General features: G+C 57.6%; 22 protein-coding genes. 12 read left to right on the plus strand and 10 right to left on the minus strand.

Annotated elements, in window-relative coordinates; all coding sequences use genetic code 11:
- Positions 1-250: 250 nt before the first annotated feature.
- Positions 251-1,006, minus strand: a complete 756-nt coding sequence (locus SERAS12_RS11125; RefSeq protein WP_006324989.1) for a DeoR/GlpR family DNA-binding transcription regulator — start codon at positions 1,004-1,006, stop codon at positions 251-253.
- Between the two features lie 101 nt (positions 1,007-1,107).
- On the opposite strand from SERAS12_RS11125, the gene SERAS12_RS11130 reads away from it, so the two are divergent.
- Positions 1,108-1,704: an NUDIX domain-containing protein gene (locus SERAS12_RS11130; protein ID WP_013812742.1), complete on the plus strand. Its 597-nt coding sequence runs from the start codon at positions 1,108-1,110 to the stop codon at positions 1,702-1,704.
- Positions 1,701-2,066, plus strand: a complete 366-nt coding sequence (locus SERAS12_RS11135) for an NUDIX hydrolase (RefSeq protein WP_013812743.1) — start codon at positions 1,701-1,703, stop codon at positions 2,064-2,066. Before SERAS12_RS11130 ends, SERAS12_RS11135 begins: the two co-directional genes overlap by 4 nt.
- Positions 2,067-2,162: 96 nt before the next feature.
- Here the strand turns inward: SERAS12_RS11135 and SERAS12_RS11140 are convergent, their stop codons facing one another.
- Both SERAS12_RS11140 and malX read right to left on the minus strand, forming a co-directional pair.
- Entirely contained in the window at positions 2,163-3,344 is a 1,182-nt protein-coding gene (locus SERAS12_RS11140) for a MalY/PatB family protein (RefSeq protein WP_013812744.1), read from the minus strand.
- Complete coding sequence (malX, locus tag SERAS12_RS11145; RefSeq protein WP_013812745.1) at positions 3,337-4,956, minus strand: maltose/glucose-specific PTS transporter subunit IIBC; 1,620 nt, start codon at positions 4,954-4,956, stop codon at positions 3,337-3,339. Before malX ends, SERAS12_RS11140 begins: the two co-directional genes overlap by 8 nt.
- A 258-nt stretch (positions 4,957-5,214) precedes the next feature.
- Between malX and SERAS12_RS11150 the strand changes: the two genes are divergently transcribed.
- Entirely contained in the window at positions 5,215-6,246 is a 1,032-nt protein-coding gene (locus tag SERAS12_RS11150; RefSeq protein ID WP_013812746.1) for a Mal regulon transcriptional regulator MalI, read from the plus strand.
- Here SERAS12_RS11150 and SERAS12_RS11155 read toward each other — a convergent pair.
- Positions 6,243-7,118, minus strand: a complete 876-nt coding sequence (locus SERAS12_RS11155) for a LysR family transcriptional regulator (RefSeq protein ID WP_013812747.1) — start codon at positions 7,116-7,118, stop codon at positions 6,243-6,245. The two genes, SERAS12_RS11150 and SERAS12_RS11155, sit on opposite strands and share 4 nt — an antisense overlap.
- Before the next feature lie 257 nt (positions 7,119-7,375).
- On the opposite strand from SERAS12_RS11155, the gene ampC reads away from it, so the two are divergent.
- Entirely contained in the window at positions 7,376-8,512 is a 1,137-nt protein-coding gene (ampC, locus tag SERAS12_RS11160; RefSeq protein ID WP_013812748.1) for a class C beta-lactamase, read from the plus strand.
- A gap of 9 nt (positions 8,513-8,521) precedes the next feature.
- On the opposite strand, the gene SERAS12_RS11165 is transcribed toward ampC, so the two are convergent.
- Positions 8,522-9,451 carry a LysR family transcriptional regulator gene (locus SERAS12_RS11165; protein ID WP_013812749.1) on the minus strand — a complete coding sequence of 310 codons (930 nt, stop codon included), beginning with the start codon at positions 9,449-9,451 and terminating at the stop codon, positions 8,522-8,524.
- A 102-nt stretch (positions 9,452-9,553) separates the two neighbouring features.
- Between SERAS12_RS11165 and SERAS12_RS11170 the strand changes: the two genes are divergently transcribed.
- Entirely contained in the window at positions 9,554-10,711 is a 1,158-nt protein-coding gene (locus SERAS12_RS11170) for a serine hydrolase (protein ID WP_013812750.1), read from the plus strand.
- 45 nt (positions 10,712-10,756) lie between these two features.
- Here SERAS12_RS11170 and SERAS12_RS11175 read toward each other — a convergent pair whose 3' ends face one another.
- Both SERAS12_RS11175 and manA read right to left on the minus strand, forming a co-directional pair.
- Positions 10,757-12,280 (minus strand): YdgA family protein, encoded by a 1,524-nt coding sequence (locus tag SERAS12_RS11175; RefSeq protein ID WP_013812751.1) that lies wholly within the window; start codon positions 12,278-12,280, stop codon positions 10,757-10,759.
- Positions 12,281-12,423: 143 nt separating this feature from the next.
- The gene (gene manA, locus SERAS12_RS11180; RefSeq protein ID WP_013812752.1) at positions 12,424-13,602 is read right to left on the minus strand and encodes a mannose-6-phosphate isomerase; all 1,179 of its coding nucleotides are present in this window, start codon (positions 13,600-13,602) and stop codon (positions 12,424-12,426) included.
- A 551-nt stretch (positions 13,603-14,153) separates the two neighbouring features.
- On the opposite strand from manA, the gene SERAS12_RS11185 reads away from it, so the two are divergent.
- Positions 14,154-14,474 (plus strand): hypothetical protein, encoded by a 321-nt coding sequence (locus SERAS12_RS11185; RefSeq protein ID WP_013812753.1) that lies wholly within the window; start codon positions 14,154-14,156, stop codon positions 14,472-14,474.
- A gap of 274 nt (positions 14,475-14,748) precedes the next feature.
- Entirely contained in the window at positions 14,749-16,146 is a 1,398-nt protein-coding gene (gene fumC / locus SERAS12_RS11190) for a class II fumarate hydratase (protein WP_013812754.1), read from the plus strand.
- 60 nt (positions 16,147-16,206) lie between these two features.
- Here the strand turns inward: fumC and SERAS12_RS11195 are convergent, their stop codons facing one another.
- Positions 16,207-16,875 carry a peroxiredoxin-like family protein gene (locus SERAS12_RS11195; protein ID WP_239440995.1) on the minus strand — a complete coding sequence of 223 codons (669 nt, stop codon included), beginning with the start codon at positions 16,873-16,875 and terminating at the stop codon, positions 16,207-16,209.
- Positions 16,876-16,975: 100 nt separating this feature from the next.
- On the opposite strand from SERAS12_RS11195, the gene SERAS12_RS11200 reads away from it, so the two are divergent.
- The 3 genes from SERAS12_RS11200 (at position 16,976) to SERAS12_RS11210 (ending at position 19,019) form a co-directional block, all read left to right on the plus strand.
- Positions 16,976-17,866 carry a LysR family transcriptional regulator gene (locus tag SERAS12_RS11200; RefSeq protein ID WP_013812756.1) on the plus strand — a complete coding sequence of 297 codons (891 nt, stop codon included), beginning with the start codon at positions 16,976-16,978 and terminating at the stop codon, positions 17,864-17,866.
- 1 nt (position 17,867) lies between these two features.
- Positions 17,868-18,557: a YafY family protein gene (locus SERAS12_RS11205; RefSeq protein WP_013812757.1), complete on the plus strand. Its 690-nt coding sequence runs from the start codon at positions 17,868-17,870 to the stop codon at positions 18,555-18,557.
- 93 nt (positions 18,558-18,650) lie between these two features.
- Positions 18,651-19,019 carry a VOC family protein gene (locus SERAS12_RS11210; RefSeq protein ID WP_013812758.1) on the plus strand — a complete coding sequence of 123 codons (369 nt, stop codon included), beginning with the start codon at positions 18,651-18,653 and terminating at the stop codon, positions 19,017-19,019.
- On the opposite strand, the gene tus is transcribed toward SERAS12_RS11210, so the two are convergent.
- On the minus strand, positions 19,009-19,947 hold the full coding sequence (tus, locus tag SERAS12_RS11215; protein WP_013812759.1) for a DNA replication terminus site-binding protein: 939 nt from the start codon (positions 19,945-19,947) through the stop codon (positions 19,009-19,011). The two genes, SERAS12_RS11210 and tus, sit on opposite strands and share 11 nt — an antisense overlap.
- A gap of 160 nt (positions 19,948-20,107) precedes the next feature.
- On the minus strand, positions 20,108-21,373 hold the full coding sequence (locus tag SERAS12_RS11220) for an MFS transporter (RefSeq protein ID WP_174270206.1): 1,266 nt from the start codon (positions 21,371-21,373) through the stop codon (positions 20,108-20,110).
- Between the two features lie 149 nt (positions 21,374-21,522).
- Between SERAS12_RS11220 and SERAS12_RS11225 the strand changes: the two genes are divergently transcribed.
- On the plus strand, positions 21,523-22,413 hold the full coding sequence (locus SERAS12_RS11225; protein ID WP_013812761.1) for a LysR family transcriptional regulator: 891 nt from the start codon (positions 21,523-21,525) through the stop codon (positions 22,411-22,413).
- 158 nt (positions 22,414-22,571) lie between these two features.
- Positions 22,572-23,789 (plus strand): ROK family transcriptional regulator, encoded by a 1,218-nt coding sequence (locus SERAS12_RS11230; protein WP_013812762.1) that lies wholly within the window; start codon positions 22,572-22,574, stop codon positions 23,787-23,789.
- The last annotated feature ends 82 nt before the right edge of the window (positions 23,790-23,871 follow it).

Genomic DNA, 23,871 nt, shown 5'->3' on the forward strand with positions numbered 1-23,871 from the left:
TCATTTTATTTTTTTGAGACAAAAGAGAAACGGTGACTATTTATTAATAATCAATATGTTGCAGATATGTTGTTTTTGAACGATGGATAGGGTGAAAAATAGGGGGGCGGGCAGAGGGAAGTTTAATGAAGTGTGATTACTCTCGCATTTTTTGCGGTAATAAGAGGGAGGCGAAGAAATTAATAGCGCTCAATACGCGGTCAGGGTTAATAACCGCGTATTGATTGTGTTTTTTATTTGGCCGCGGCACTCAGGCTCTCACTACCGTGACCCCGGCCTGTTCCAGTGGGGCGATCAGCGCGGCGTCGGTCGCGCGTTCGACAATAATGGTCTGTGCCAGCGTGATGTCGCCAATCGCAAATTGTGAGGCGGCGTTCAGCTTGGCGGCGGAGGCCAGCACCACGGTTTCTGCCGCCCGCGCCGCCAGCGCGCGCTTGATATAGGCCTCTTCAAGGTCGCCGGTGCTCAGCCCGGCGGTCGGGTGCACGCCCGTCACCCCCATAAAGTAAATGTCGGCGCGGATGTGCGACATGGCTTCCACCGCGGCGGCCCCCACGCTGACGATCGAGTGTTTATACAACCGCCCGCCGATCAGGATCACCTCCACTTTTGGGTGTTCAACCAACCCGACCGCCACGCTGGGGCTGTGGGTGACGATAGTCGCCTCCAGCGTGGGCGGCAGCTGTTTCACCAGCTCGGCGGAGGTGGTGCCGCCATCGATGATCACCACTTGTCCTGGAATGATCATCGCTGCTGCGGCTTTGGCTATCGCACGCTTGGCGGCGGATTCCTGCCCGTTTCTTTCGGCAAAGGTGCCAATGGCGGGGGAGACCGGCAGCGCGCCGCCGTGCACCCTTTGCAGCAGCCCTTCGCTGTCCAGCTCACGCAGATCGCGGCGGAGGGTGTCTTCAGACAGCCCGAACATTTCGCTGAGCTGTTTGGCCAGCACCTGTCCGTCCTGTGCCAGTTTTTCCAGAATAATTTTCTTGCGCTGACTGGTGAGCATCGCGTTGTCCCGTTAAATTTGCATTGCACGAAATATCTTGATCATACACGAAACTGCACGATAGTATCCAGTTCCTTTCCTGAGTTGTGGAGTTGACCAACATGATTGCGACTAAAGATCGGGTTCGTATCGTTGAAACCCGGGTGCTGTCCGATGACTGGTATCTGCTGAAAAAAACCACCTTTGATTTTTTGCGCCGTGATGGCGTCTGGCAACGGCAAAGCCGCGAAACTTACGATCGCGGCGACGGCGCGACCATTTTGCTGTTTAACCGGCAGGTGCAAAAGGTGGTGCTGACGCGCCAGTTCCGCTTCCCGGTGTTCGTCAACGGCCACGACGGCATGCTGATAGAGGCCGCCGCCGGCTTGCTGGACAATGCCTCGCCGGAGGAGCGCATTCGCGCCGAGGCTGAGGAGGAAACCGGCTATCGGGTGCAAAACGTGCAGAAGGTGTTTGAGGCCTACATGAGCCCCGGTTCGGTGACCGAAAAACTGCATTTCTTTGTTGGGGAATATGATGCCGACAGCCGGGTGAGCGACGGCGGCGGGGTGGAGGCGGAAGGCGAAGACCTCGAGGTGATCGAGATGCCGTTGGCGGACGCTCTGCACGCCATCCGGCAAGGAATTATCGTAGATGCCAAAACCATTATGCTGCTGCAGTTTGTGGCGCTTAACCGTACCCTGGAGAATAGCTTATGAGTGCTCAATTGATTCTGATAGCCGGCCCGTACCGCAGCGGCACCGATGGCGATCCGCAGCGCATTGCCGCTAACCTGCACCGTTTGGAGCAGGCGGCGCTCGAGGTGTATCAGCGCGGGCATGTGCCGGTGATTGGCGAATGGCTGGCGCTGCCGTTGGCGGCGGCGGCCGGTTCAACCCAATTGGGGGACGCGGTAAGCGAGGCGTTTCTCTATCCGGTGGCCCATCGGCTGATTGCCCAATGCCAGGCTATTTATCGCATTGAAGGCGCATCGGCGGGGGCGGATAACGACGTGCGGCTGGCCAATGAGCGCGGGTTGAATGTCTATTACCGCCTGGACGATATTCCGCAAGCGAAATGAACAGGGGGCGAACATGTTCGCCCTGAATGACCCAATAGCGGGCGCAGCCTGTAACCGGTGACGGTTTGGTCAATCCCCGGTGGCAGGCCCGGCCGACTAAACCTCGCCCAGAACAAACCTCAATCCGCTAATCAATTTATCCATGCCGGCTTCCACCTTGCTGCGTGGGCAACCGACGTTCAGCCGCAGGAAGCCGCGCCCCTCTTCGCCGTAAGTGAAACCCGGCATAATCGCGACCTTCTCGCGGTCGATCAGCACCTGTTGCAGTTGGCTGTCATCAACGCCCAGCGGGCGCAGATCGATCCAGGCCAGATAAGTGGCCTGCGGCGGCTGCCAGTCGAGCATAGGAAACGCCTGGTTCAGCCGTTCGGCAACGTAGGTCAGGTTGTCTTGCAGGTAATCGCGCAGTGCATCCAGCCAGGGCTCGCCGTGGCGATAGGCAGCAATGTGCGCCACCACCGCCAACACCGCCGGTGAAGACAGCCCGTCGCGGCTTTTCAGCAGTTGGGTGTAGGCGTCGCGAGCGGTATCGTCGCTGATAAACCCGTAGGCGCCGGTCAGCGCCGGAATATTGAAGGTTTTGGAGCCGGAGGTCAGCAGGGCCCAGGGCGTGGTCGCCACCTGGCTCCATGGCGTGTGGCGCCTCTCGCCCCACACCATGTCCATATGGATCTCATCGCTGATCACCCGTACATCATGGCGTTCGCACAGCTCGGCCATCTGCTGCAACTCCGCCGCGCTCCACACCTTGCCGGTCGGGTTGTGCGGGCTGCACAACAGCAGGATCTTGGTTTGCGGCCGCGCCAGCAGCGCTTCCAGGTGCGCCATATCGCACAGCCATTGGTCGCCTTTTTTGTGCAACGGGCAGGCCAACAGTTGACGCTGATTACCGAGGATCACCTTATAAAAGGCGTCATAGGCCGGCGTGTGAGTGACCACGAATTCCCCCGGCGCTGACCACAGGCGGATCATCTGCGCTGCCATGTAGATCACCGACGGACCGTAAACCGCCATCCCGGTGTCGATCGGCGTATTGAAGCGCTGCTGATACCAGTGGCGCACCGCGCCGAGAAAATCCTCATGCTGCCAACGGCTGTAGCCCAGCACGCCGTGCTGCAGGCGTTGTTGCAGCGCCTCGATAATGCAGGGGGCGGTAGCGAAATCCATATCGGAGATGGTGAACGGCAGCAGGTCATCGCTGCCAAAGCGATCGGCAATGTAATCCCACTGCGTGCACCAGGTGCCGTGCCGATCGACCGGAGTAGAAAAATCAAACATGCGACGCTCCCTGCAGGGCGGCAGCAGGAAGCGCCGCCGCTATCAGTGAGTCTAATTCATCTTTTACCGATTGTACCTGCGGGCCGATCACCACTTGCAGATTATGGTCATTGAGGTGCACTACGCCAATGGCGCGGTTGGCCTTCAGCGCCGCGTCATCCACCTGGCTCATGTCGCTGACCGACAGGCGCAGGCGGGTGATGCAGTTATCCAGCGAAACGATATTTTCGCTGCCGCCCAGCGCCGCCAAAATGGCCGACACGTTATAACCGGATTTACCGACCACGCCTACCTGTGCGCTTTGGCTGGCGGCGGTGTCGCTCTCGCGGCCCGGCGTTTTGATGTTAAAGCGCTGGATGGAGAAGCGGAAAATGGCGTAGTAGGCGGCAAACCAGATGGCGGCGACAATCGGCACCAGATACCACTTGGTGGCGGTGCCGTGCAGGATGCCGAACACCACGAAATCGATGATATTGCCGTCGGTGTTACCGATGGTCACGCCCAGCAGCGCCATCAGGGTGAAGCCCAGCCCGGTCAGAATGGCGTGGATGAAGTACAGGAAAGGGGCTACGAACAGGAACAAGAACTCGATCGGCTCGGTGGTGCCGCCGACTACGCAGGCCACCACGCCGGAGATCAGCAGACCCTTAATTTTATGTCGGTTTTCCGGCTTGGCGCAGTGATACATCGCCAATGCTGCACCCGGCAGGCCGCCGAGGAACGCCGGCATTTTACCCTGCGACAGGAAGCGGGTAGCGCTTTCGGCAAAGCCGGTGGTGGTTGGGCAGGAGAGCTGCGCCTGGAAAATGGTCAGGGCGCCGCTGACGCTGTGGCCGCAAACGTCCAGCGTGCCGCCCGCTTCGGTAAAGCGGATCAACGCCACCAGAATATGGTGCAAACCGAAGGGTAACAGCAGGCGTTCGCCGGTGCCGAAAATCATCGGGCCAAAAGCGCCCGCGCCGTTGATCACCCAGCCGAGGCCGTTGATGCCGGCGGCGAACCAGGGCCAGATCAACGGAATAACCAGCCCGCACAGGCCCAGCACCAGGGTGGTGACGATCGGCACAAAGCGGGTGCCGCCGAAGAACGCCAGCGCATCAGGCAGGCGGATGGTATTGAAACGCTCATGCAGCAGATAAACGATGATGCCGACGATCACCGCGCCCAAAATGCCGGTGTCGATTGACTGGATACCGAGAATGTTCTGGATGTTATTGGCTTTTAACACCAGCGGGTCGGTGGTGGGCAGAATGCCGGTAGTGGTCAGATAAAAATTGGTGGCCAGGTTGAGCACGGCAAAACCGACAAAGCCGGAGAATGCGGCGACGCCTTTGTTTTCACGCGCCATGCCCAGCGGAATGGCGATGGCGAACATCACCGGCAAGAAGCTAAAGGCAAAAGAGCCCATCTTGTTCATCCAGGTGAACAGCAACTGGAAGGCGGGGTGGCCGATAAAAGGCAGCAGAGTGATGACATCGCGGCTGCTCAGCGAACTGCCGATCCCCAGCATGATGCCGCAAAAAGACAGCAAGGCGACGGGCAGCATGAATGTCTTGCCCAGGCTCTGGAAAAACTCCCAGAGCGTTATTTTTTGTTTTTTAGATGCTGGCATGACCGGCGGCTCCTGGCGAAAAAAACGTGCAAAAGTGATGTGTGCCCCTGTTAGGTAAAAATAAGATAAAACGTTTTACCTAGCAAAAATGCGCCGCTAATCACAATTATGGCAGGTGCTTTGCGGTGACAATGGTGATGCCAGTAAAACGTTTTACCGAACAGAAAGATTCGGTATACCATGGCTTCACAGACAGGCCCTATGGTTTTCAGGCTGCAGCGTTTGCACAATATGCCCAGGATCGGGCTTGCAGGGGTTATGACTATCAAAAAGATCACCATCACCGATGTCGCACAGCTGGCCGGCGTCTCCGTCACCACCGTTTCACTGGTACTGAGCGGCAAGGGCCGTATTTCGGCCACCACCGTGACGCGGGTCAATGAGGCGATCGAACGGCTGGGCTATGTGCGCAACCGCCAGGCGGCGACGTTACGTGGCGGTGAATCAGGCGTGATAGGGCTGATCCTGCGCGATATCTGCGACCCTTTTTATGCCGAAATGACCGCGGGCTTAAGTGAGGTGCTGGAGGCGCACGGCAAAGTGTTGTTCCTCACCCAGAGCGGCCGCGACGGCAAAGGGCTGATGCGCTGTTTTGATACGCTGCTGGAACACGGCGTCGACGGTATGGTGCTGGCGGGGGGGATGCGTTCGGCGGCGGGCCTGAAGGAAAAGGCTGCAGAGCAGGGCGTTCCTCTGGTGTGCGCCGCGCGTTCGAACGGGCTGGAAGGCGTCGACGTGGTGCGCCCGGACAACATGCAGGCCGCCAAGATGGCCACAGAATTCCTGATCAAACGCGGCCACAGCCAAATTGCCTATCTGGGCGGCCAGAGCAGCTCGCTGACCCGCGCGGAACGGTTGGGGGGCTTTTGCGCCACGCTGGTGCAGTATGGCCTGCCTTTCCGCTCCGAATGGATTGTCGAATGCGATGACCATCAGCGGGCGGCGGCGGAGGCGGCGGAAAACCTGCTGCGCCAATACCCGAACATCAGCGCACTGGTGTGTCACAAGGCTTCGGTGGCGTTGGGCGCTTATTTCGGCATTGTGCGCAGCGGGCGCAGCATAGGTTCGGAAGGCGTGGACACCTATTATGGCCAACAGGTGGCGCTGATTGGCTTTGGCGACGTGCCTGAAGCCGAACTGACCGAACCGCCGCTGACCCTGGTGTCCGGCTCGGCATTGGAGGTTGGGCGCAGCGCGGCTTCACGCTTGTTGCAGCGGATTGGCGACGCCGGGCTGCCGGCGCAAAACGTCATTCTGCCGCCGCGACTGATCGAGCGCGGTTCTGCCTAAGCCTGTTCTTGCCGGGCCTGCTGTTGCAGCCAGCCTTCGAAGGTTTTCATCGCCGGGGTCATTACGCGGGATTTCAGGTGGGTCAGCCAATAGCCGCCCAGGTTCGCTTCGGCGGCAAAAGGGCGCACCAGCAGCCCTCCCTGCAACTCTCTGGCGAACATACTGGCGGGAGCCAGCGCCACACCGCCGCAGTTTATCGCGCCCTCGACCATCAATCTCGACGCATCGAACACCGGGCCGTTAATGCGCCAGGGGGCGATCTGCGCGGCGGCAAACCAGCGTTCCCATTCATCCTTGCGATAACTGCGCATCAACAGCTCGTTTTTAAGATCTTCCGGTGAACGCAGCCGCACGGCGACTGCCGGCGGGCACAACACCGTCAACGGGGCGTCAAACAGCTTGATATTGCAGGTCGCGGGCCACAGTCCCTCGCCGAAGCGAATGGCGAAATCCATGCCGTCCGCCGACAGATTAACCAGATTGTTGTTGGTCAAGATGCGCAGATCGATAAACGGATGGGCCTCCCTGAACGACGCCAGCCGCGGCATCAGCCAGCCGACCGCAAAGGTGCCGACCACCGCAATCGTCAGTACCTCATGAAAATGGCCGCCTTCAAACTGCTGCAGTACCGACTCGATGCGGTCAAAGGATTCGGTTAACACCGGCAGCAGCGCCTGGCCTTCTTCGGTAAGATCCAGACCGCGCGGCAGGCGCTTGAACAGCACAATGCCCAGTTGTTCTTCCAGCATTCGCACCTGCTGGCTGACGGCAGCCTGAGTCACGCTCAGTTCCAGCCCGGCGCGGGTAAAGTTAAGGTGGCGGGCGGAGGATTCAAAAGCACGCAGTGCATTCAGCGGCAGTCGGTTACGCATAACAACCTATAAGTTTTTCTTTTGGCTAGGTGAAATTATTATCGCTTGTCAGGTGAGGGATAAACACCGATATTTTGCGCACTCGTTGCGGTTATCCTGCAACGAGCCAAGGAATAATCGATGCCCATGCCTTTCAGGCCGCAGCGTTGTTGGCTGCAACGTGAAATTCACCGGGTATAATCACTCAAGGATAGGGTTACGCCGACTGACAAAAAAATCTATTGGCGGCGGCCCTTCAACACAATGAGCTTGTTATCATGAAGAGAACCCATAAGCTGGCGGTGGCGCTGCTGACCGCACTGGCGATACCGGCAGGCCATGCCGCAGATAAAGCCGACATCGATGCCATCATTCAACCGCTGATGCAGAAATACGGCGTGCCGGGCATGGCGATCGCGGTATCGGTGGAAGGGAAACAGCAGTTTTATCATTATGGCGTGGCGTCCAAACAAACCGGCAAACCTATCACCAATCAGACGCTGTTTGAAATCGGCTCACTGAGCAAAACTTTCACCGCCACGCTGGCGGCCTACGCCAACGATGAGGGCAAACTGTCGTTCGCCGAACCGGCCAGCCGTTACCTGCCGGAGCTGCGCGGCAGCGCGTTTGACCATGTCAGCCTGCTGAATCTGGCGACCCACACCTCCGGGCTGCCGCTGTTTGTGCCGGACGAGGTGACCAACGACGCGCAGTTGATGGCCTATTACAAGCAGTGGCAGCCACCTCAACCGGCGGGCAGCACCCGCGTTTATTCCAATCTGGGTATCGGCATGCTGGGGATGATCACCGCCAAAAGCCTGAACCAACCCTTTGCTCAGGCGATGGAGCAACGCTTGTTCCCGGCGCTGGGGCTGACGCACAGCTACATTGACGTGCCGACCGGCCAAATGGCGAATTACGCCCAGGGCTACAACAAAAAAGACCAGCCGGTGCGGGTCACTCCGGGACCTCTGGATGCCGAATCCTACGGCGTCAAATCCAATGCGCAGGATCTGATCCGTTACCTCGAAGCCAATATGCAGGTCGCGAAGGTAGGGGATAAATGGCGCAAGGCGCTGGACGAAACCCATACCGGCTATTACCGGGCGGGGGTATTCACCCAGGATCTGATGTGGGAAAGCTACCCTTATCCGGTGGCGCTGGCACGCCTGACGGAGGGCAACAATGCCGGGATGATCATGAACGGCACTCCGGCCACCGCCATTACGCCGCCACAACGGGAACAGGGTGCGACCTGGTTCAATAAAACCGGCTCGACCGGCGGCTTCTCTACCTACGCGGTGTTTTTGCCCAAGCAAAAGATTGCCGTGGTAATGCTGGCCAACAAATGGTTCCCGAATGACGATCGGGTAGCGGCCACTTACCGTATCGTGCAGGCGCTGGAAAAACCTTAAGTCGCCGCCTCAGGGCGCCGCAATGGCGCTCTGAGGCATATCCTGCAACACCTGTTTCTCGCGCATAAAATCAATAAATACCCGCAGCTTGAGCGGCATATGGCGGCTGGCAGGGAAATAGATGAAAAAACCGGGCGAATCGCCGGCGTAATCCGCCAATACTTCCACCAACCGCCCGCTTTCCAGCTCGCGCTGCACCGTCCCGCGAAAGCGCTGGGTCATGCCCAGCCCCGCCAGCGCGGCGTCTTTTATCAGCCGATCCTCATTGAAAATCAGGCTGCCGCCGACCTCCAGCGTCAGATGCCCGTCATTCTGCCTGAAATACCAGGGCTCAAATTTGCCGCTGCCGGGGAAACGGTAGCGCAGGCAATTATGCTCGCTCAGTGCCGCCGGCGTAAGCGGTTCGCCGCGCTGCGTCAGATAGCCGGGAGAGGCGATCACCACCCGCCGTTGGCCGTTATCGATCGGCACCGCAATCATGTCTTTCTGCAACATCGCGCGCATACGGATGCCGGCATCGAAGCTGCCGAGCACCAGATCGGAAAAATGGTCGTCGGTAAACAGTTCAAGCTGTACTTCGGGGTAACGTGCCTGAAACTCCGCCAGATAAGGCATCACCAGCAGGGACGCGGCCAGTTGCGGCAAGGTAATGCGCAGCAGGCCGGAAGGTTGCCCGCGCAGGGTGCGGAGATCGTCCGCCGCCACGTCGATTTGGTTCATTGCCGGTGACACCCGTTGGTAAAAAATCTTCCCTTCATCACTCAGCCGTACCGAACGACTGGTGCGGTTGAACAGCCTGACGCCCAGCCGGGTTTCCAGTGCCTGAATGTTTTGCGACACTGCCGGTGGCGTAACCCCCAGGTGGTTGGCTGCCTGAGTAAAGCTGCCCAGCCGGGCAACGGCTTCGAAGAAGGGTAGCAACTGCAACAGTGAACTCATCGATCGCTAATTCCTGCTTAATGATTCATTAAGTAACCCGGTATTTAATTTTATAATAGACGGGATAGACTGATTCTATTCCTTCAAAGAGAACAACAAAACATGTCGACAGTGAATCAGTCATTAGCAGAAAGAGTGCAGGCGGTCAGCCAGCAGGCGATCGATGAAGGGCGCATCGTGGGTAGCGTAGTGCTGGTGGCGCAACGGGGCGAACTGGTTTACGCCGGGGCCAGCGGCTACGCCGACCGCGAGTTGCAGCGGCCTATGCGGCGTGAAACGTTGTTCCCTCTGTCTTCGGTGTCCAAACCTTACATCACGCTGGCGGCGATGCGCATGGCCGAGCAACAAAAGCTGAGCCTGGACGATGCCGTAAGCCGCTGGTTGCCGTGGTTCACCCCGGCGCTGGCCGATGGTCGTCGCCCGGAGATTAAAATCCGCCACCTGCTGAGCCACACCGCCGGATTGGATTACCGCTTTAATCAGCCCGCAGAGGGATCATACCAGCGGCTGGGTGTTCAAGACGGCCTGGAGCTGTCGTCAATGACGCTGGAGCAAAATTTGCGTCTGTTGGCGCAGGCGGAACTGCTGGCCGAACCGGGCAGCGTATTTAATTACTCACTGGCGATCGACGTGCTGGGAGCGGTGCTGGAGCAGGTGGCGGGCGTTCCGTTGTCGCAGCTGTTCGGCGAGTGGGTAGCGCAGCCGCTGGGCTTGGGTAATACCGGTTTTTACACCGCCGATGCCGATAATCTGGCGAAGACCTATTACAACGCTGCCGTACGGCCCGAACCTATGTACGACGGCATGGTGTTGACGCTGCCGGAAGGGTTTGGTTTTGATATAGAACTGGCGCCATCGCGGGTGCTTGATCCGCAGGCCTTTGCATCAGCCGGTGCCGGCATGGTCGGTGACGCCGACGACGTACTGCGGCTGGTGGAGACGCTGCGTACTGGCGGTGAGGGCATTTTGCAGCCGGCGACCGTGGCGCTGATGCGCCAGCCGCACGTTGGGGCTGAAGCCGAGGTTCAGGGGCCGGGCTGGGGATTTGGTTTCGGCGGCGCGGTTCTTGCGGATGCGCAACTGGCGGCAACGCCACAGCACAATGGCACCCTGCAGTGGGGGGGCGTTTATGGACATAGTTGGTTTTACGATCCGCAGGCGGCATTAAGCGTGGTGGCGCTGACCAATACGGCGTTTGAAGGCATGAGCGGGATGTATCCACAGCAGATACGCGATGCGGTGTACGGGAGAGGGGAATAAAACCGGGGCTCCGTACAGGAGCCCCGGCGAACAACGATTTATTGCTTACTGTGCCGGTGCAGGAACGGCGTCCTGAGCCGGTGCTTCATCTTGTGCCGGCGCACCCAGCAGGCCGAACATGCCGATGAACTCTTGCAGCGTCATTTTATTGCCGTTCAGATCAACCTGGTTGTCGGCGTAGTGGAAGCTGCTGCCAATCACGTCGTCTTTCAGGGTGGTCAGTTTGAACATCTGGCCCATCGCCGCCAGCCCTTGCACCTGTTGCTGTGCCAGCTTTTGCGCTTCTTCCGCGCTATAGCCTTGCAGCAATGCCGTCTGTGAGGTGGTTTCGGTGGCCATCGCGACCGGAATGCTCAGGCTGGCGTCCAGTTTTTTCACCGAACGGGCAATCAGCTGGTCCGGAGATTGTGCCGGGGAGCCGGCCTGTGCCGGATCGGTCAGGTCCAGATTCAGGGTAAAGGTACTTTCACCCTTGCTGTTTTTCCAGCTCAGCGGGGCGATGCTGATGTTCGGGTTGCCTTTCAGCAGCAGCGGCAGGTTTTGCAGCAAGATATCGGTGGTTTGCTGCTGGTAAGCGACCGGATCGACAGGTTGACCCTGTTGCAGCATCGCCAGCGCTTGCTGGTTGTAACGGTCGGCAAACTCTTTCAGCGACTTGGCGTCCAGTTTGTCGATTCTCAGCGACAGTTTGCCGGAGCCGAAGTCGCTGTTCTGGATTTTCAGCGCATCCATGGTGTAATCGATCTGGCCGTTCAGGTTGCTGTCTTTCTCGCCGAACTTGCTTGCCAGATTAAAGCCGTCCAGCGTCAGGGTATCTTTACCGTCAACGGCAACCTTGATCTGCTTCACCGCCATGTTCTGGTCGCCCAGGCTGAGATCGAACTGGCCGGCATGAGTCTGGCTCTTCAGCGTGGCGCCCTGCAAGGTAACCTGTTCGATTTGGCCGAACTGGTTAGGGCCGCTGATCACGGCGCTGTCGCTGCCGGCGTCCAGGGTGAAGGCCTTCATATCGCGCGAGACATCGGCATTGATGGTGGCACCGCTGAACTTCAGCGCCGATTTGTCTTTGGTGTATTCCAGCGGGATCACGTCAATGGCCGACGAGGTGTCGCCGCTGTATGAAATGCGCGAGTCGGCAGTGAACAGCGACTTGCCTTTGGTAATGTCAAACAGGCCCTTGGTTGCCGGGGTATTTTCCAGCTCGGTATGCACCGAGGCCATGCTTGGCAACAGATTGAATTTTTTCAGTTGGGCGAACGGGAAAGGGCCGTGATCGATGGTTTCCAGGAACGCCACTTCGTCGCCGGGTTTCAGTGCGGCATCGTCGGTGGTGACGCTGCCGTCGGCGCGCAGCACATAACGGATTTTACTGCTGAAAATGCCGCGCTGGTAATTTTCATACCCCAGTTTGACACCGGCTTTCGGCAGGTAGGCTTTCAGCTGGCTGTTGGCGTTATCAACCACTTCACCCATCCGTTGCTCGATCAGTTTGCCGGTGTACCAGGAAGCCCCGGTCCATGCCGCGCCAAGAACCACAATGACGCTGACAGCGACTAACGATTTTTTCATAGTTCTGTTCATCCTTTATTAAGCCATCTGTTGCAAACAGATGGATGGGCAAGTTTGGGCCAACAAAAAAACGCCCGCAGGCGTTTAATTGTGAAGGTAACCCACTCTTTTTAGCAACTAATTTGCTGAAATTTACCGAGTGACTACGGCAACAGATTATAAACGCGCGCGATTCGGCCTGAACCGCTAACGCTGACCGGGGACTCGAAAGCGCCGATAAAGCAGGACTCACCCGGCTTCAGCGCCAGTTGCTGACCCTGTTTTTCCAGCACCGCTTCGCCTTCGACGCAGAACACGATGGCCGCGCTGTTTTGCGCCAGCGTCTGCGGTGTAGCGGAAAGATCGTGCAGCGAGAAGGCAAAATCCTCGACCGGGATCGGGAAGAACAGCTCATCGCCGCGTTTTTCCGGTTGGGTCAGCAGGCCGGAAACCGGCTGCGGACGGAACTGCAGGTTGGCCAGCAATTCAGGAATATCGATAAATTTAGGCGTCAGACCTGCGCGCAGCACGTTGTCCGAGTTGGCCATGACTTCCAGCGCCACGCCTTTCAGGTACGCATGCGGTGTTTCGGCATACAGGAACATCGCTTCGCCCGGTTTGAGTTGCACCACATTCAACAGCAGCGGCGAGAACAGGCCGCTGTCGTCCGGGTAGAAACCGGCGATAAAGCGCAAAGTATCCCAGGGTTCGCCCTGTTGGTTGTTCAGCGCGGCTTTCAGCACCCCGAGCGCCAGCGACTTCTGCTCTCCGCTCATCGCCAGCAAGCTGGCAAACAGCGTTGACAGGTGCGCGACGTCCGGTTGTTGCAGGAAGGCGGCGATATCATGGTGCGCACCGGCAATCGGCTGCAGCAGAGAAACGATGTCTGACAGCTCGCGGAAGCCGTTCATCGCCAGGAACGGGGTCAGCGCAAACACCAGCTCCGGTTTGTGGTTTGGGTCCTTATAATTGCGCTCGGCCGCATCCAGCGGAACGCCGGCGGCGTTTTCTTTGGCAAAACCCACAACGGCGGCGGACTTGCTGGGGTGCACCTGGATCGACAGCGGCTGATCGGCGCACAGTACTTTGAACAGGAACGGCAGTTCGCCGAAGCGGTGGGCAACGTCGGCACCCAGCTGTTTGGATTGGTCTTCATCAATGAGGTCGCGCAGCGATCGCAAATTACCGTTGGCATCCGCCACGCGGGAACTGCTCTTCGGGTGAGCGCCCATCCACAGCTCCGCCATCGGTTGCCCCTGCGGATTGGCGATGCCATACAGCCGGGTTAAGGCGTCGTGACTGCCCCATGCATAGTTTTGCACTGCGTTGGTCATTTTTTGCATCTTGATAAACATCCTTTGCGTTCGCCGCCAAAGTGGCGGGAGTAGCTAACTGATATAGGGCTAAAACAAGCAGACTCTGCGCACCCATCATACGCTCATCCGATGGCGCTCAATCAGGTGCGCGATCAAACAAGGGGTGCACTTGCGTCCTTCAGACGGTAAATAACATTTGCAGCGCGCTGCTGTTCGGTATTGGCAAAGTATAACGTGATAACAATAAGCGTCACAAATGCCTCTGGCGGTTCGACGGGGTTGCGGTTGGGTAAAAAAACGCCGGTAAAAAGGGATTGTGAAGAGGGTGTTGCACCGGCAGGTTTTGCTCTGGCTATTAATGGAAACGCAAAATGCCGTTTTGGCGTTATTTTACACCGTTATATTTCAATGTGTGAATTCTGACGTGAATTATTACTCACTGAATATTTATATCATCATTATGTGGTTTTTTTATTGGCAACCACACAAAGGGCTTAAATCGGAAAACAGTACCGTTCTACAGTGCACGCAATTAAATGGATTCTTTTGATTATGGCTATTTAAACGCTGAGGCGCTGATGAAAAAATTATTACTGGTTTTGATTATGTGTACTTCCGGCGCCCATGCGGCTGTCGTTGTTACCCATGCTTATGGTTATGCTGTTCGTCGTCCGGTTGTGGTGGTGCCGCGGCCGGTGGTCGTCGCTCCCGCGCCGATTATCGTGGCACCGGCGCCGGTTGTGGTCACCGCGGCACCGACGGTAACTCATCCCGTCGCGGCAGCGGCCACTGCGGTGGGCGTCGGGATTTATCGTCACAATGAACGGCAGGATGCTTATGATGAAATTAATCATCTTCAGGATGAAAGGATTAATGCCTACAATCAGCATCATCATTAACTCATTCACAACAGAGTAGCGGAAATAGCGGCGCCAAGCGTCTGGTGGCGCTTTTTTATTGTATTGACACATAATGAAGAGACGGCGGACCACAGGGATGACCGAGGAAGGAAATAATAGCCATGCATTAAAAAAGGCAATGAAGAAAAAATGCTGTGAGGTAACTCTCTTAATGCGAATAGTTATTATGTCACTATACTGAATGGGCGTGTCGACGGGCTTGAGCGCGTTGGCGTAATCGTACATTTTTAGGAATTGTACTAAGGAGACAGTGATGGCAGCCGTTCGTATTGAAAAAGACTCCATGGGGCCCATCGAAGTGCCGGCCGATCGGCTATGGGGCGCGCAAACGCAGCGTTCTCTGGCGCATTTTCGCATTTCTTCCGAAAAGATGCCGACAGCATTGATTCATGCACTGGCGCTGACCAAACGCGCCGCCGCCGGGGTAAATCGGGATCTTGGGCTGCTGCCTGCGGAACGTGCCGATGCCATTATCAACGCCGCCGATGAGGTGTTGGCGGACAAACACCCGGACGAATTCCCTCTGTCGATCTGGCAAACCGGTTCCGGCACCCAAACCAACATGAACATGAACGAAGTGCTGGCCAATCGCGCCAGCGAGCTATTGGGCGGGGTTCGCGGCGAAGAGCGGCGCGTGCACCCGAACGATGACGTCAACAAGAGCCAGAGCTCCAACGACGTGTTCCCGACCGCGATGCACGTGGCGGCGGTGATAGCGGTGCGCGAGCATCTGATCCCCGAACTGAAAGTGCTGCACAAAACGCTGAGTGACAAAGCGGAAGCCTTCCGCGATATCGTCAAAATCGGCCGCACCCATCTGCAGGACGCCACACCGCTGACGCTAGGCCAGGAAATTTCCGGCTGGGCGGCGATGCTGCAACATAATTTGCAGCACATCGAAGCCAGCATTCCGCACATTTGCGAGCTGGCGCTGGGCGGCACGGCGGTGGGGACCGGGCTGAACACCCATCCTGAATATGCGGTGCGCGTTGCCAGGGCGCTGGCCGACTTGGCCCAACAACCGTTCGTTACCGCGCCCAACAAATTTGAAGCCTTGGCGACCTGCGATGCGTTGGTGCATGGGCACGGCGCGCTGAAAGGGCTGGCGGCCTCATTAATGAAAATCGCCAATGATGTGCGTTGGTTGTCCTCCGGCCCGCGTTGCGGCATCGGCGAAATTTCCATCCCGGAAAACGAACCGGGCAGCTCCATCATGCCGGGCAAGGTCAACCCGACCCAGTGCGAGGCGATGACCATGCTGTGCGCTCAGGTGCTGGGCAACGACGTGGCGGTGAATATCGGCGGCGCCTCCGGTAACTTTGAACTGAACGTGTTCCGCCCGATGGTGATCCACAACTATCTGCAGTCTATCCGGCTGCTGGCCGACGGCATGCAGGGCTTTAATGAGCACTGCGCGGTGGGCATCGAACCCAACCGCGATCGCATTAGCCAGCTGTTGAACGAATCCTTGATGCTGGTTACCGCCTTGAATACCCATATCGGCTATGACAAAGCGGCGGAAATCGCCAAGAAAGCGCATAAAGAAGGGCTGACGCTAAAAGCCGCAGCGCTGAAACTGGGTTACCTGACCGAGCAGCAATTCGATCAATGGGTGCGCCCGGAAGAAATGGTAGGCAGCATGAAGAAGTAACCTCCCACCGTTGATCGTCACCGGGGGCGCAGTTCATTCATGACTGCGCCCCTTTCGGTATCAGCGTAAAGCGTCGAGTATCGGCAACAGGCTCAGCGGGTCTGGCCGCCGGGTGTAATCGGCATTCACTTCGGCATAAAGGATTCGGCCATCCTGGGCGATGACATAGCGTGCCGGCATCGGGAGCGTGCCGCTGTCGTCCTGATTTAACGTGGTTAAATCGAGATTGAGTCGGTTGAGATACAGCTCGCGCAGGCTGTCCGGCAGCGTATAACGTAGCCCGAAAAGTGCGGCCAGTTGATTGCCATGATCGCTAAGCAAAGGAAAGGTGAGCGCATTGTCGCGGATTGATTGGCGGTTGCCGCGCGTCGTCTGGGGGGAAATTGCCACCAGTTGCGCCTGGCGGGATCTCAATTCCGGCTGAGCGGCTTCCAGTGCCTGTAGCTCGATGTTGCAGTAAGGGCACCACGCACCGCGAAAGAAGTTGATAATCAACGGCCCATTCGCCAGAAGATCGTGGGAAGACAAGCGCGTATTTTCCGCATCCGGTAACTCAAACGCGGGGGCTTTATCGCCGCATTTCAACGCTCGTGCAGCGGCGCCGGTGGCGTTAAGTTCATTTATTGTGCGGCGCATCAGCTCATGATCCTGTGCCTCCAGCGTAAAGGGCAATTTACCGGCTTCAAATTCAGCCTTGAAGGCGTCGAGTTTGTCCTGAAGTTTCATCATGGCTCCTGTTGGGGGGACGTTATTATCGCCATCTTGCCCATTCCTTAACGGCCAGTGTAGACTGCCAAAATAGCTAATGGTTATTCCCTTAAGGAATGATGTGGGCAAATTTTCTGATTTGGAAACCTTTATTTGCGTGTGCGAAACGGAGTCTTTCACCGCCGCCGCCCGCAGATTGAACGTAGGGCAACCGGCGGTTTCAAAAACCGTGGCCCGGCTCGAACAACAGTTGAATACGCGACTGATGCTGCGCTCTACGCACGGGTTGCGGCCCACGGATGCCGGCCAACAGCTTTATCAACGGGCGAAACGTATCCTGAATGAACTGGCGGAAACGGAATCCTTGGTTCGGGAAGGCGGAGCGGGATTAAGCGGCAGGCTACGGGTTTCCTCCGCGGCGGTATTTGCCCGAATAGTCGCCTTGCCCGATTTAACCGCCTTTCTGCAAGCCAACCCTCGTTTGGGCATCGATCTGTTGCTGGATGACGGCAATCTGTCACTGATAGAGGAAGGTGTGGATATCGCGCTTTGCACCGGCAACCTGGACGACTCGACCTTTACCGCTCGCAAATTGGGTGAAATAGAACAATGCGTAATGGGGACCCCAGCTTACTTTTCCTCCGCAGGCGTTCCTCTGCGGCCCGAAGATTTGACGCAGCATGAAATGGTGGTCTATCAACGCCGTAGCGGCGCTGAAAATTGGTCATTCAGCCGGCATGGGGAAACCCGGTCTCTGCGTTTACAGGGGCGAATGCGGGTCAATGCCGCTGAATGCTTGCGTGAGTTGGTGCTGTCTGGATTTGGCACCACTGTGGCCGGCGAAGGGTTGTTTCGCAGTGAATTGCAAAGTGGGGCCGTTATGAAGGTCATGACCGATTGGCAATTGCCGCCGTTAGAACTCTGGGCCGTATTTCCTGGCGGCCATTTCGCCCCCGCCAAAGCCAGGGCATTCGCCGATGTTGTCCAGCAAGCCTTGCGCAGGGAGTCATGACATGTCACGTACCGAACGTTTACTGGATCTGATGCAGATCCTGCGGCGTCATCGTTATCCGGTCGCCGGCCATGCGCTGGCACAGGAAATGAACATCAGCATGCGTACGCTGTACCGCGATATCGCCACGTTGCAACAGCAGGGGGCGGAGATCGTCGGGGAAGCGGGGGTGGGTTATGTGTTGCGTCCTGGCTTTATGCTGCCGCCGCTGATGTTCTCGCCGCAGGAAATCGAAGCGCTGGTACTGGGAATGCGCTGGGTGGGGCGGCGTGGCGACACTCAACTGGCCGGCGCGGCGAATAATGCGCTGGCGAAAATTGCCGACGTTTTGCCCGCCGCGCTGCGCGATGAGTTGGAAGCCAACACCCTGCTGATTGGGCCGATAGACGTGGCGCAGGTGGCGGACGAAACGGTGATGTTGATCCGCGATGTTATCCGCCAGGAGCGCAAGCTCGCCGTAAATTATTGCGATCTTGCCGGTAAAGTCAGCGAACGCATTCTGTGGCCGTTCGCGCTTGGCTATTTTGAACAGGCTCGCATGCTGGTCGCCTGGTGCGAGCTGCGCCAGGAGTTCCGTCATTTCCGCCTCGATCGTATCCGTCTGGCGACGCCGCTGGCGCAGCGTTACCCACGCGGCCGCCGCGGGCTGTTGAAAGAGTGGTATGAAACTCAAGGAATTACTCCCCAGTAAACAATAATCACTACTGCCAAAAACTGTCAGCAGGGCGGGCTAATTTATCGCTATCGGGAGCCGCCGGTTCCCTTCAGCCATGAGGACAGTCTGATGACAACCCCAAACATGACTCTGCTTTACGTCGATAGCCCGGAAAAAAGCGTCGTTTTCTATCGCCGGTTACTGGAGCGGGAGCCGGTGGAGTTTTCACCCACTTTCGCGCTGTTTGTACTGAGTAACGGCTTCAAATTGGCGATGTGGTCGAAGCATACCGTAGAACCGGCCGCAACGGCTGCCGGTGGTGGCGGTGAGATTGGTTTTCTGTGCGAGCAACCGCAGCAAGTAGACGCGCTTTGTCAGCAGTGGCGTGAGCTGGGGGTGGAGATTATCCAGCAACCGGTGTCGCTCGATTTCGGTTATACCTTCGTCGCCACCGATCCGGACGGCCACCGTCTGCGGGGCTACGCGCTCAACCTGTAGGCGCGTCGGTATACAGATGTAGCCGTTTGACCAGTAGCCGCAGCGGTTTGGCATCCGGTTTGTACTTGTGCTTGACCGTTGCGGCGTCGTAATTGAGCAGTTCGCCAATCTTCGGCACCTGTGCGCCGCTTTCCTCTTGGCACAGGGCGATCAGCGGCAGCGGACAGGGGTGTTGCACCTGTTTTTGCTGCTCCTGATACCACACACGGGCGATCGGCTGTACCTTCACCGGGCGTTTGATTTTCAGCACCGCCTGTTGCGGCAGGCGGCTGACATCATCGATCTCGCGGCTAACCAATTCTGCCCACTGTTCGCGATTATGTGGCGGCACTGCGCGCCCGGCCTTCAGGCTCTTTTCCAACTGAGCCAAAATATCGTCGCGTTTCACGTTTTTGATAATGTGTTTATTGGCCCAGCCGAAGCGGACCGAATCAGGGTTGCTCAGGGCGGTGATGGCGCGATAGGCGCTGAGGGTGATCAGGCCATGCAGGTGAGTGTGGACGAAATCAAACCGCTGCTCCGGCGCCAGGCCCGAATCGACGGTGATAATCTGCTCCAATTCGGCCTTAAGCCGATTAATCAGGGCGATCTGCGCCTGCAATGCCCGGTATTGCGGCAGTTCCACAGCCAGACAGATCACGCCGGGTAAGCGTACCGCCGCCTTGCTGCTGACGTTGTGTTTATTGTGATGGATAAACAGCCGCTGGTAGTGCTCCAGTGCGAGGTCGCGCGCCGCCTGGCCGACATGCTGCTCAACGGCGATCTGTTCCACCGCCGCGTGCTCTTTGCCTTTCTCGATTTCCGGCAGACTGAACACCCGTGCCGCCAGCAGCCGCAGCGGGAGGATCTGCTGGTGGAGCGCGACCAGAGCCTGCTCCAGCTCGGTGAAACACGCATTCATCCTGCCGATTAGACCGTATTTATCCATCATTCACCTCGCATTTTAGTTACAACATACAATAAGAGAACGGCAAACGAAAGGGCAACCTCAGCCACAGTGATAACACCAGGCTCCCAGCGGACCAGCCTGGCAGGGGGATTAAGGTTGCCGCCTGTTTCTGCGCACAGGCAGGCGGCAAGGACAGGGGTCAGACGCGCGCCGCTTCCGGCAGTTTCTTCAGATAATGCACTACCAGCAGAGCCAGCAGCAGCATTACGCTGATAAACGCCACTACACCGCTCCAGCCGAAGCTGTGCCAGAACACGCCGCCGAGGGTACCGGCGACGCTGGAACCGACGTAATAACAAAACAGATAAAGCGAGGACGCCTGGCCTTTGGCGCGCCGCGCCCGGCGGCCGATCCAACTGCTGGCAACCGAATGGGCGGCAAAGAAACCGGCGGTAAACAGCATCATGCCGATAAAAATAACCGCTACCGGCGCCAGTGCGGTAATCAGGATACCGATCAGCATAATCAGGATCGAAGTCAGCAGAACCGGGCCACGACCGAAACGAGAGGTCATTGCGCCAGCTTTCGGCGAGCTGTAAGAGCCGGTCAGATACACCACCGACAGCAGGCCGACAATCGCTTGGCTGAGGTGATAAGGATCGGACAGCAGGCGGTAACCAATGTAGTTGAACATAGTGACAAAGCTGCCCATCAGCAGAAAACCTTCGGCAAACAGCAGCGGCAGGCCCTTGTCGTGCCAATGCAGCCTGAAGTTAATCAGCAAGGTACGCGGGCGTAGCGAACTGGCGCGGAAATGCGTAGAGGCGGGCAAAATGCGCCAGAACATGCAGGCGGCGGCCAGCGCGAACAACCCGATCACCGCCAGCGACACACGCCAGGAGAAGAAATCGGTCAGCACCCCGGTTACCAGGCGGCCGCTCATGCCGCCGATGGAGTTACCGCTGATATAAAGCCCCATCGAAAAGGCGACAAAGCTGGGGTGGATTTCTTCGCTAAGGTAAGTCATGCCAACGGCGGCCACGCCGCTCAGCGACAGCCCAATCAGCGCACGCATCAGCAAGATACCGTGCCAACTGGTCATAAAGGCGCAAATCAGGGTGCATATGGCCGCCAGCAACAGCGCCACCACCATCACCGATTTACGGCCGATGGCATCGGACAGCGGGCCGGTAAACATCAGACCGAGTGCCAGCAGGCCGGTGGACGCCGACAGTGACAGGCTGCTTTCCGCCGGCGAGATGCCAAAGTCTTGCGACAGAACCGGCAGGATCGGTTGCACGCAGTACAGCAGGGCGAAAGTAGCCAACCCGGCAGAAAAAAGCGCCAGGGTAACGCGCATAAACTGCGGCGTTCCGCGTTCGATGTAAGGGAGTTTATTCAGGGTGGAGCGTTTGGCTTTTGGCGCAGCAGCCGCATCGTCGTTGGCGGCCAGCGTCGACGGCATGCTAGCCGCAGAACGCACAGGGGTTGTCACAGTCTTTCCTTACCGAACGTCGGGAGATTTAAACCAGCACATCATGGGTTAACAAAATGATAGGGAGAGCTCAGTTTTTTGTCTAATATATTAATAATTCAAATTAAGACGTTTAAAGTATGAATATCGAACTGAGACACCTGCGCTATTTTGTCGCCGTGGCGGAAGAACTGCATTTCGGTCGTGCTGCGGAACGTCTGCGCATTTCGCAACCGCCGCTCAGCCAGCAAATCCAGGCGTTGGAGGAAATGGTCGGCGCGCGTTTGTTGGCACGTAACAACCGCAATGTCAGCCTGACGCAGGCAGGGGAAATGTTCCTGAAAGAGGCTTATCAGGTGCTCGATCAGGTCAGCCGTGCGGCGGAGAAGGCCGCGCGACTGGAGCGTGGCGAACTGGGCGAGTTGACCATTGGTTTCACCTCTTCGGCGCCGTTCATCAGCGTGGTATCGCGCAGTTTGCGTGCTTACCGTCAACAGCACCCGCACGTGCATATAAAAATGCGTGAAGTGAACACCAAGCAACAGATCGAACCGCTGCTCAACGGCGAGTTGGATCTGGGCGTGATGCGCAATACGCGCTTGCCGGAGGTGCTGAAACATCAACTGTTGCTGTGCGAGCCACTGGTCGCGGTGGTGCCGGAAGGGCATCCGCTAACCCATGTTGCGCCCGGCACCTTGCGTTTCCAGCATCTGGCGGAAGAACCCTTTGTGTTTTTCTCGAGAGAGGTAGGCACGGCGCTGCATGACGAAATCCTGTCGCTGTTGGCCAAAGCGGGGATCACGCCTTATATCACCCAGGAAGTCGGTGAAGCGATGACCATCATCGGCCTGGTGTCTTCCGGGCTGGGTATCTCTATTTTGCCGGCGTCCTTTGGCCGGGTGAAAGTCGATGGGGTGAAATACCTGCCGCTGGCGGAACCGGAGGCGATGACCGAAGTCTGGTTGGTGCATCACCGCCAAAGGGCGCTGACCGCAGCGGCCAAATCGCTGATGACGCTATTGCTGCCGTGACGGAATGCTGCGCAAATAAAACGCAATTCACGACGAAAGCAGGGAGAATTTGTGCGGCAAATCACATAACGAATCAAATAGTTGACGCTGTATTACAAAAGCCCCACCATAGCCTCTAGTCTTTATTTAGAAGCGCGAAAAATAGTAGGAGCAGGTTTGTGATTGCTGTTGGGCAGCCTGGGCATATCGATCAAATCAAACAAACAAATGCTGGGGCAGTTTATCGGTTAATCGATCAACTGGGCCCAATTTCGCGCATCGAACTGTCAAAACGCGCGCAGCTCGCCCCCGCCAGCATCACCAAAATCGTGCGTGAGCTGCTGGAAGCGCATCTGGTCAAAGAAAATGAATATCAGGACGTCGGCAGCCGTGGGCGCCCGGCGGTCGGGCTGGTGCTGGACACCGAAGCCTGGCATTACCTTTCCGCTCGCATCAGCCGTGGCACCATTACGCTCGCGCTGCGCGATCTCAGCAGTAAACTGGTGGTGGAAGAGCTGTTGCCGCTGGACGCCGAACACCCTGAACCGCTGCTAAAACGTATTCTCAGTGAAGTTGACCAATTTTTTATCCGCCATCAAAGCAAACTTGAGCGACTGACGGCGATCGCCATTACGCTGCCGGGCATGATTGATGTGGCCTCCGGCGTGGTGCACCGTATGCCGTTTTACGATGTCGTGGACATGCCGCTGGGCCCCGCGCTGGAAACCCGCACCGGGCTGCCGGTCTATCTGCAGCACGATATCAGCGCCTGGACCATGGCCGAAGCGCTGTATGGCGCCTCACGCGGCAGCCAGAACGTGATTCAGGTGGTGATCGACCACAACGTCGGGGCGGGTGTGATCACCGGCGGCCGGGTGCTGCACGGCGGCAGCCACAGCGTGGTAGAGATTGGTCATACGCAGGTCGATCCTTACGGAAAACGCTGTTACTGCGGCAACCACGGTTGTCTGGAAACCGTCGCCAGTATTGAAAACATCCTGGAGATCGCCCAGCAGCGTCTCGCGACCTCCATGAGCTCCAGCCTGCACGGCGCGCCGCTGACGGCTGAATCCCTGTGCGATGCGGCGCTGGCGGGCGATCAACTGGCCAAAGATATCATCCTCGGTGTGGGTCACAGCGTGGGGCGTATCCTGGCGATCATGGTCAACTTGTTCAACCCTGAAAAAATCCTGGTCGGTTCACCGCTGAATCGCGCGGCGGAAATCCTGCACCCGGCCATCGCCTCTTGTATTCGTCAGCAGTCGTTGCCGGCTTACAGCGACCATGTACAGGTAGAATCTACTCAGTTCTTCAACAAGGGCACCATGCCCGGCGCCGCACTGGTGAAGGAAGCCTTGTACAACGGTTCGCTGTTGGTGCAACTGTTGCAAGGGTAGCATCAGTAATACTTATCGTTTAACGACAAAAGATTGCGCTACCTCAAGCCCTGTGCGCTCAGCATCCCCTAGAATTTTCCCG

The organism is Serratia sp. AS12 (assembly GCF_000214195.1).
GTDB classification, from domain to species: Bacteria; Pseudomonadota; Gammaproteobacteria; order Enterobacterales; family Enterobacteriaceae; genus Serratia; species Serratia plymuthica.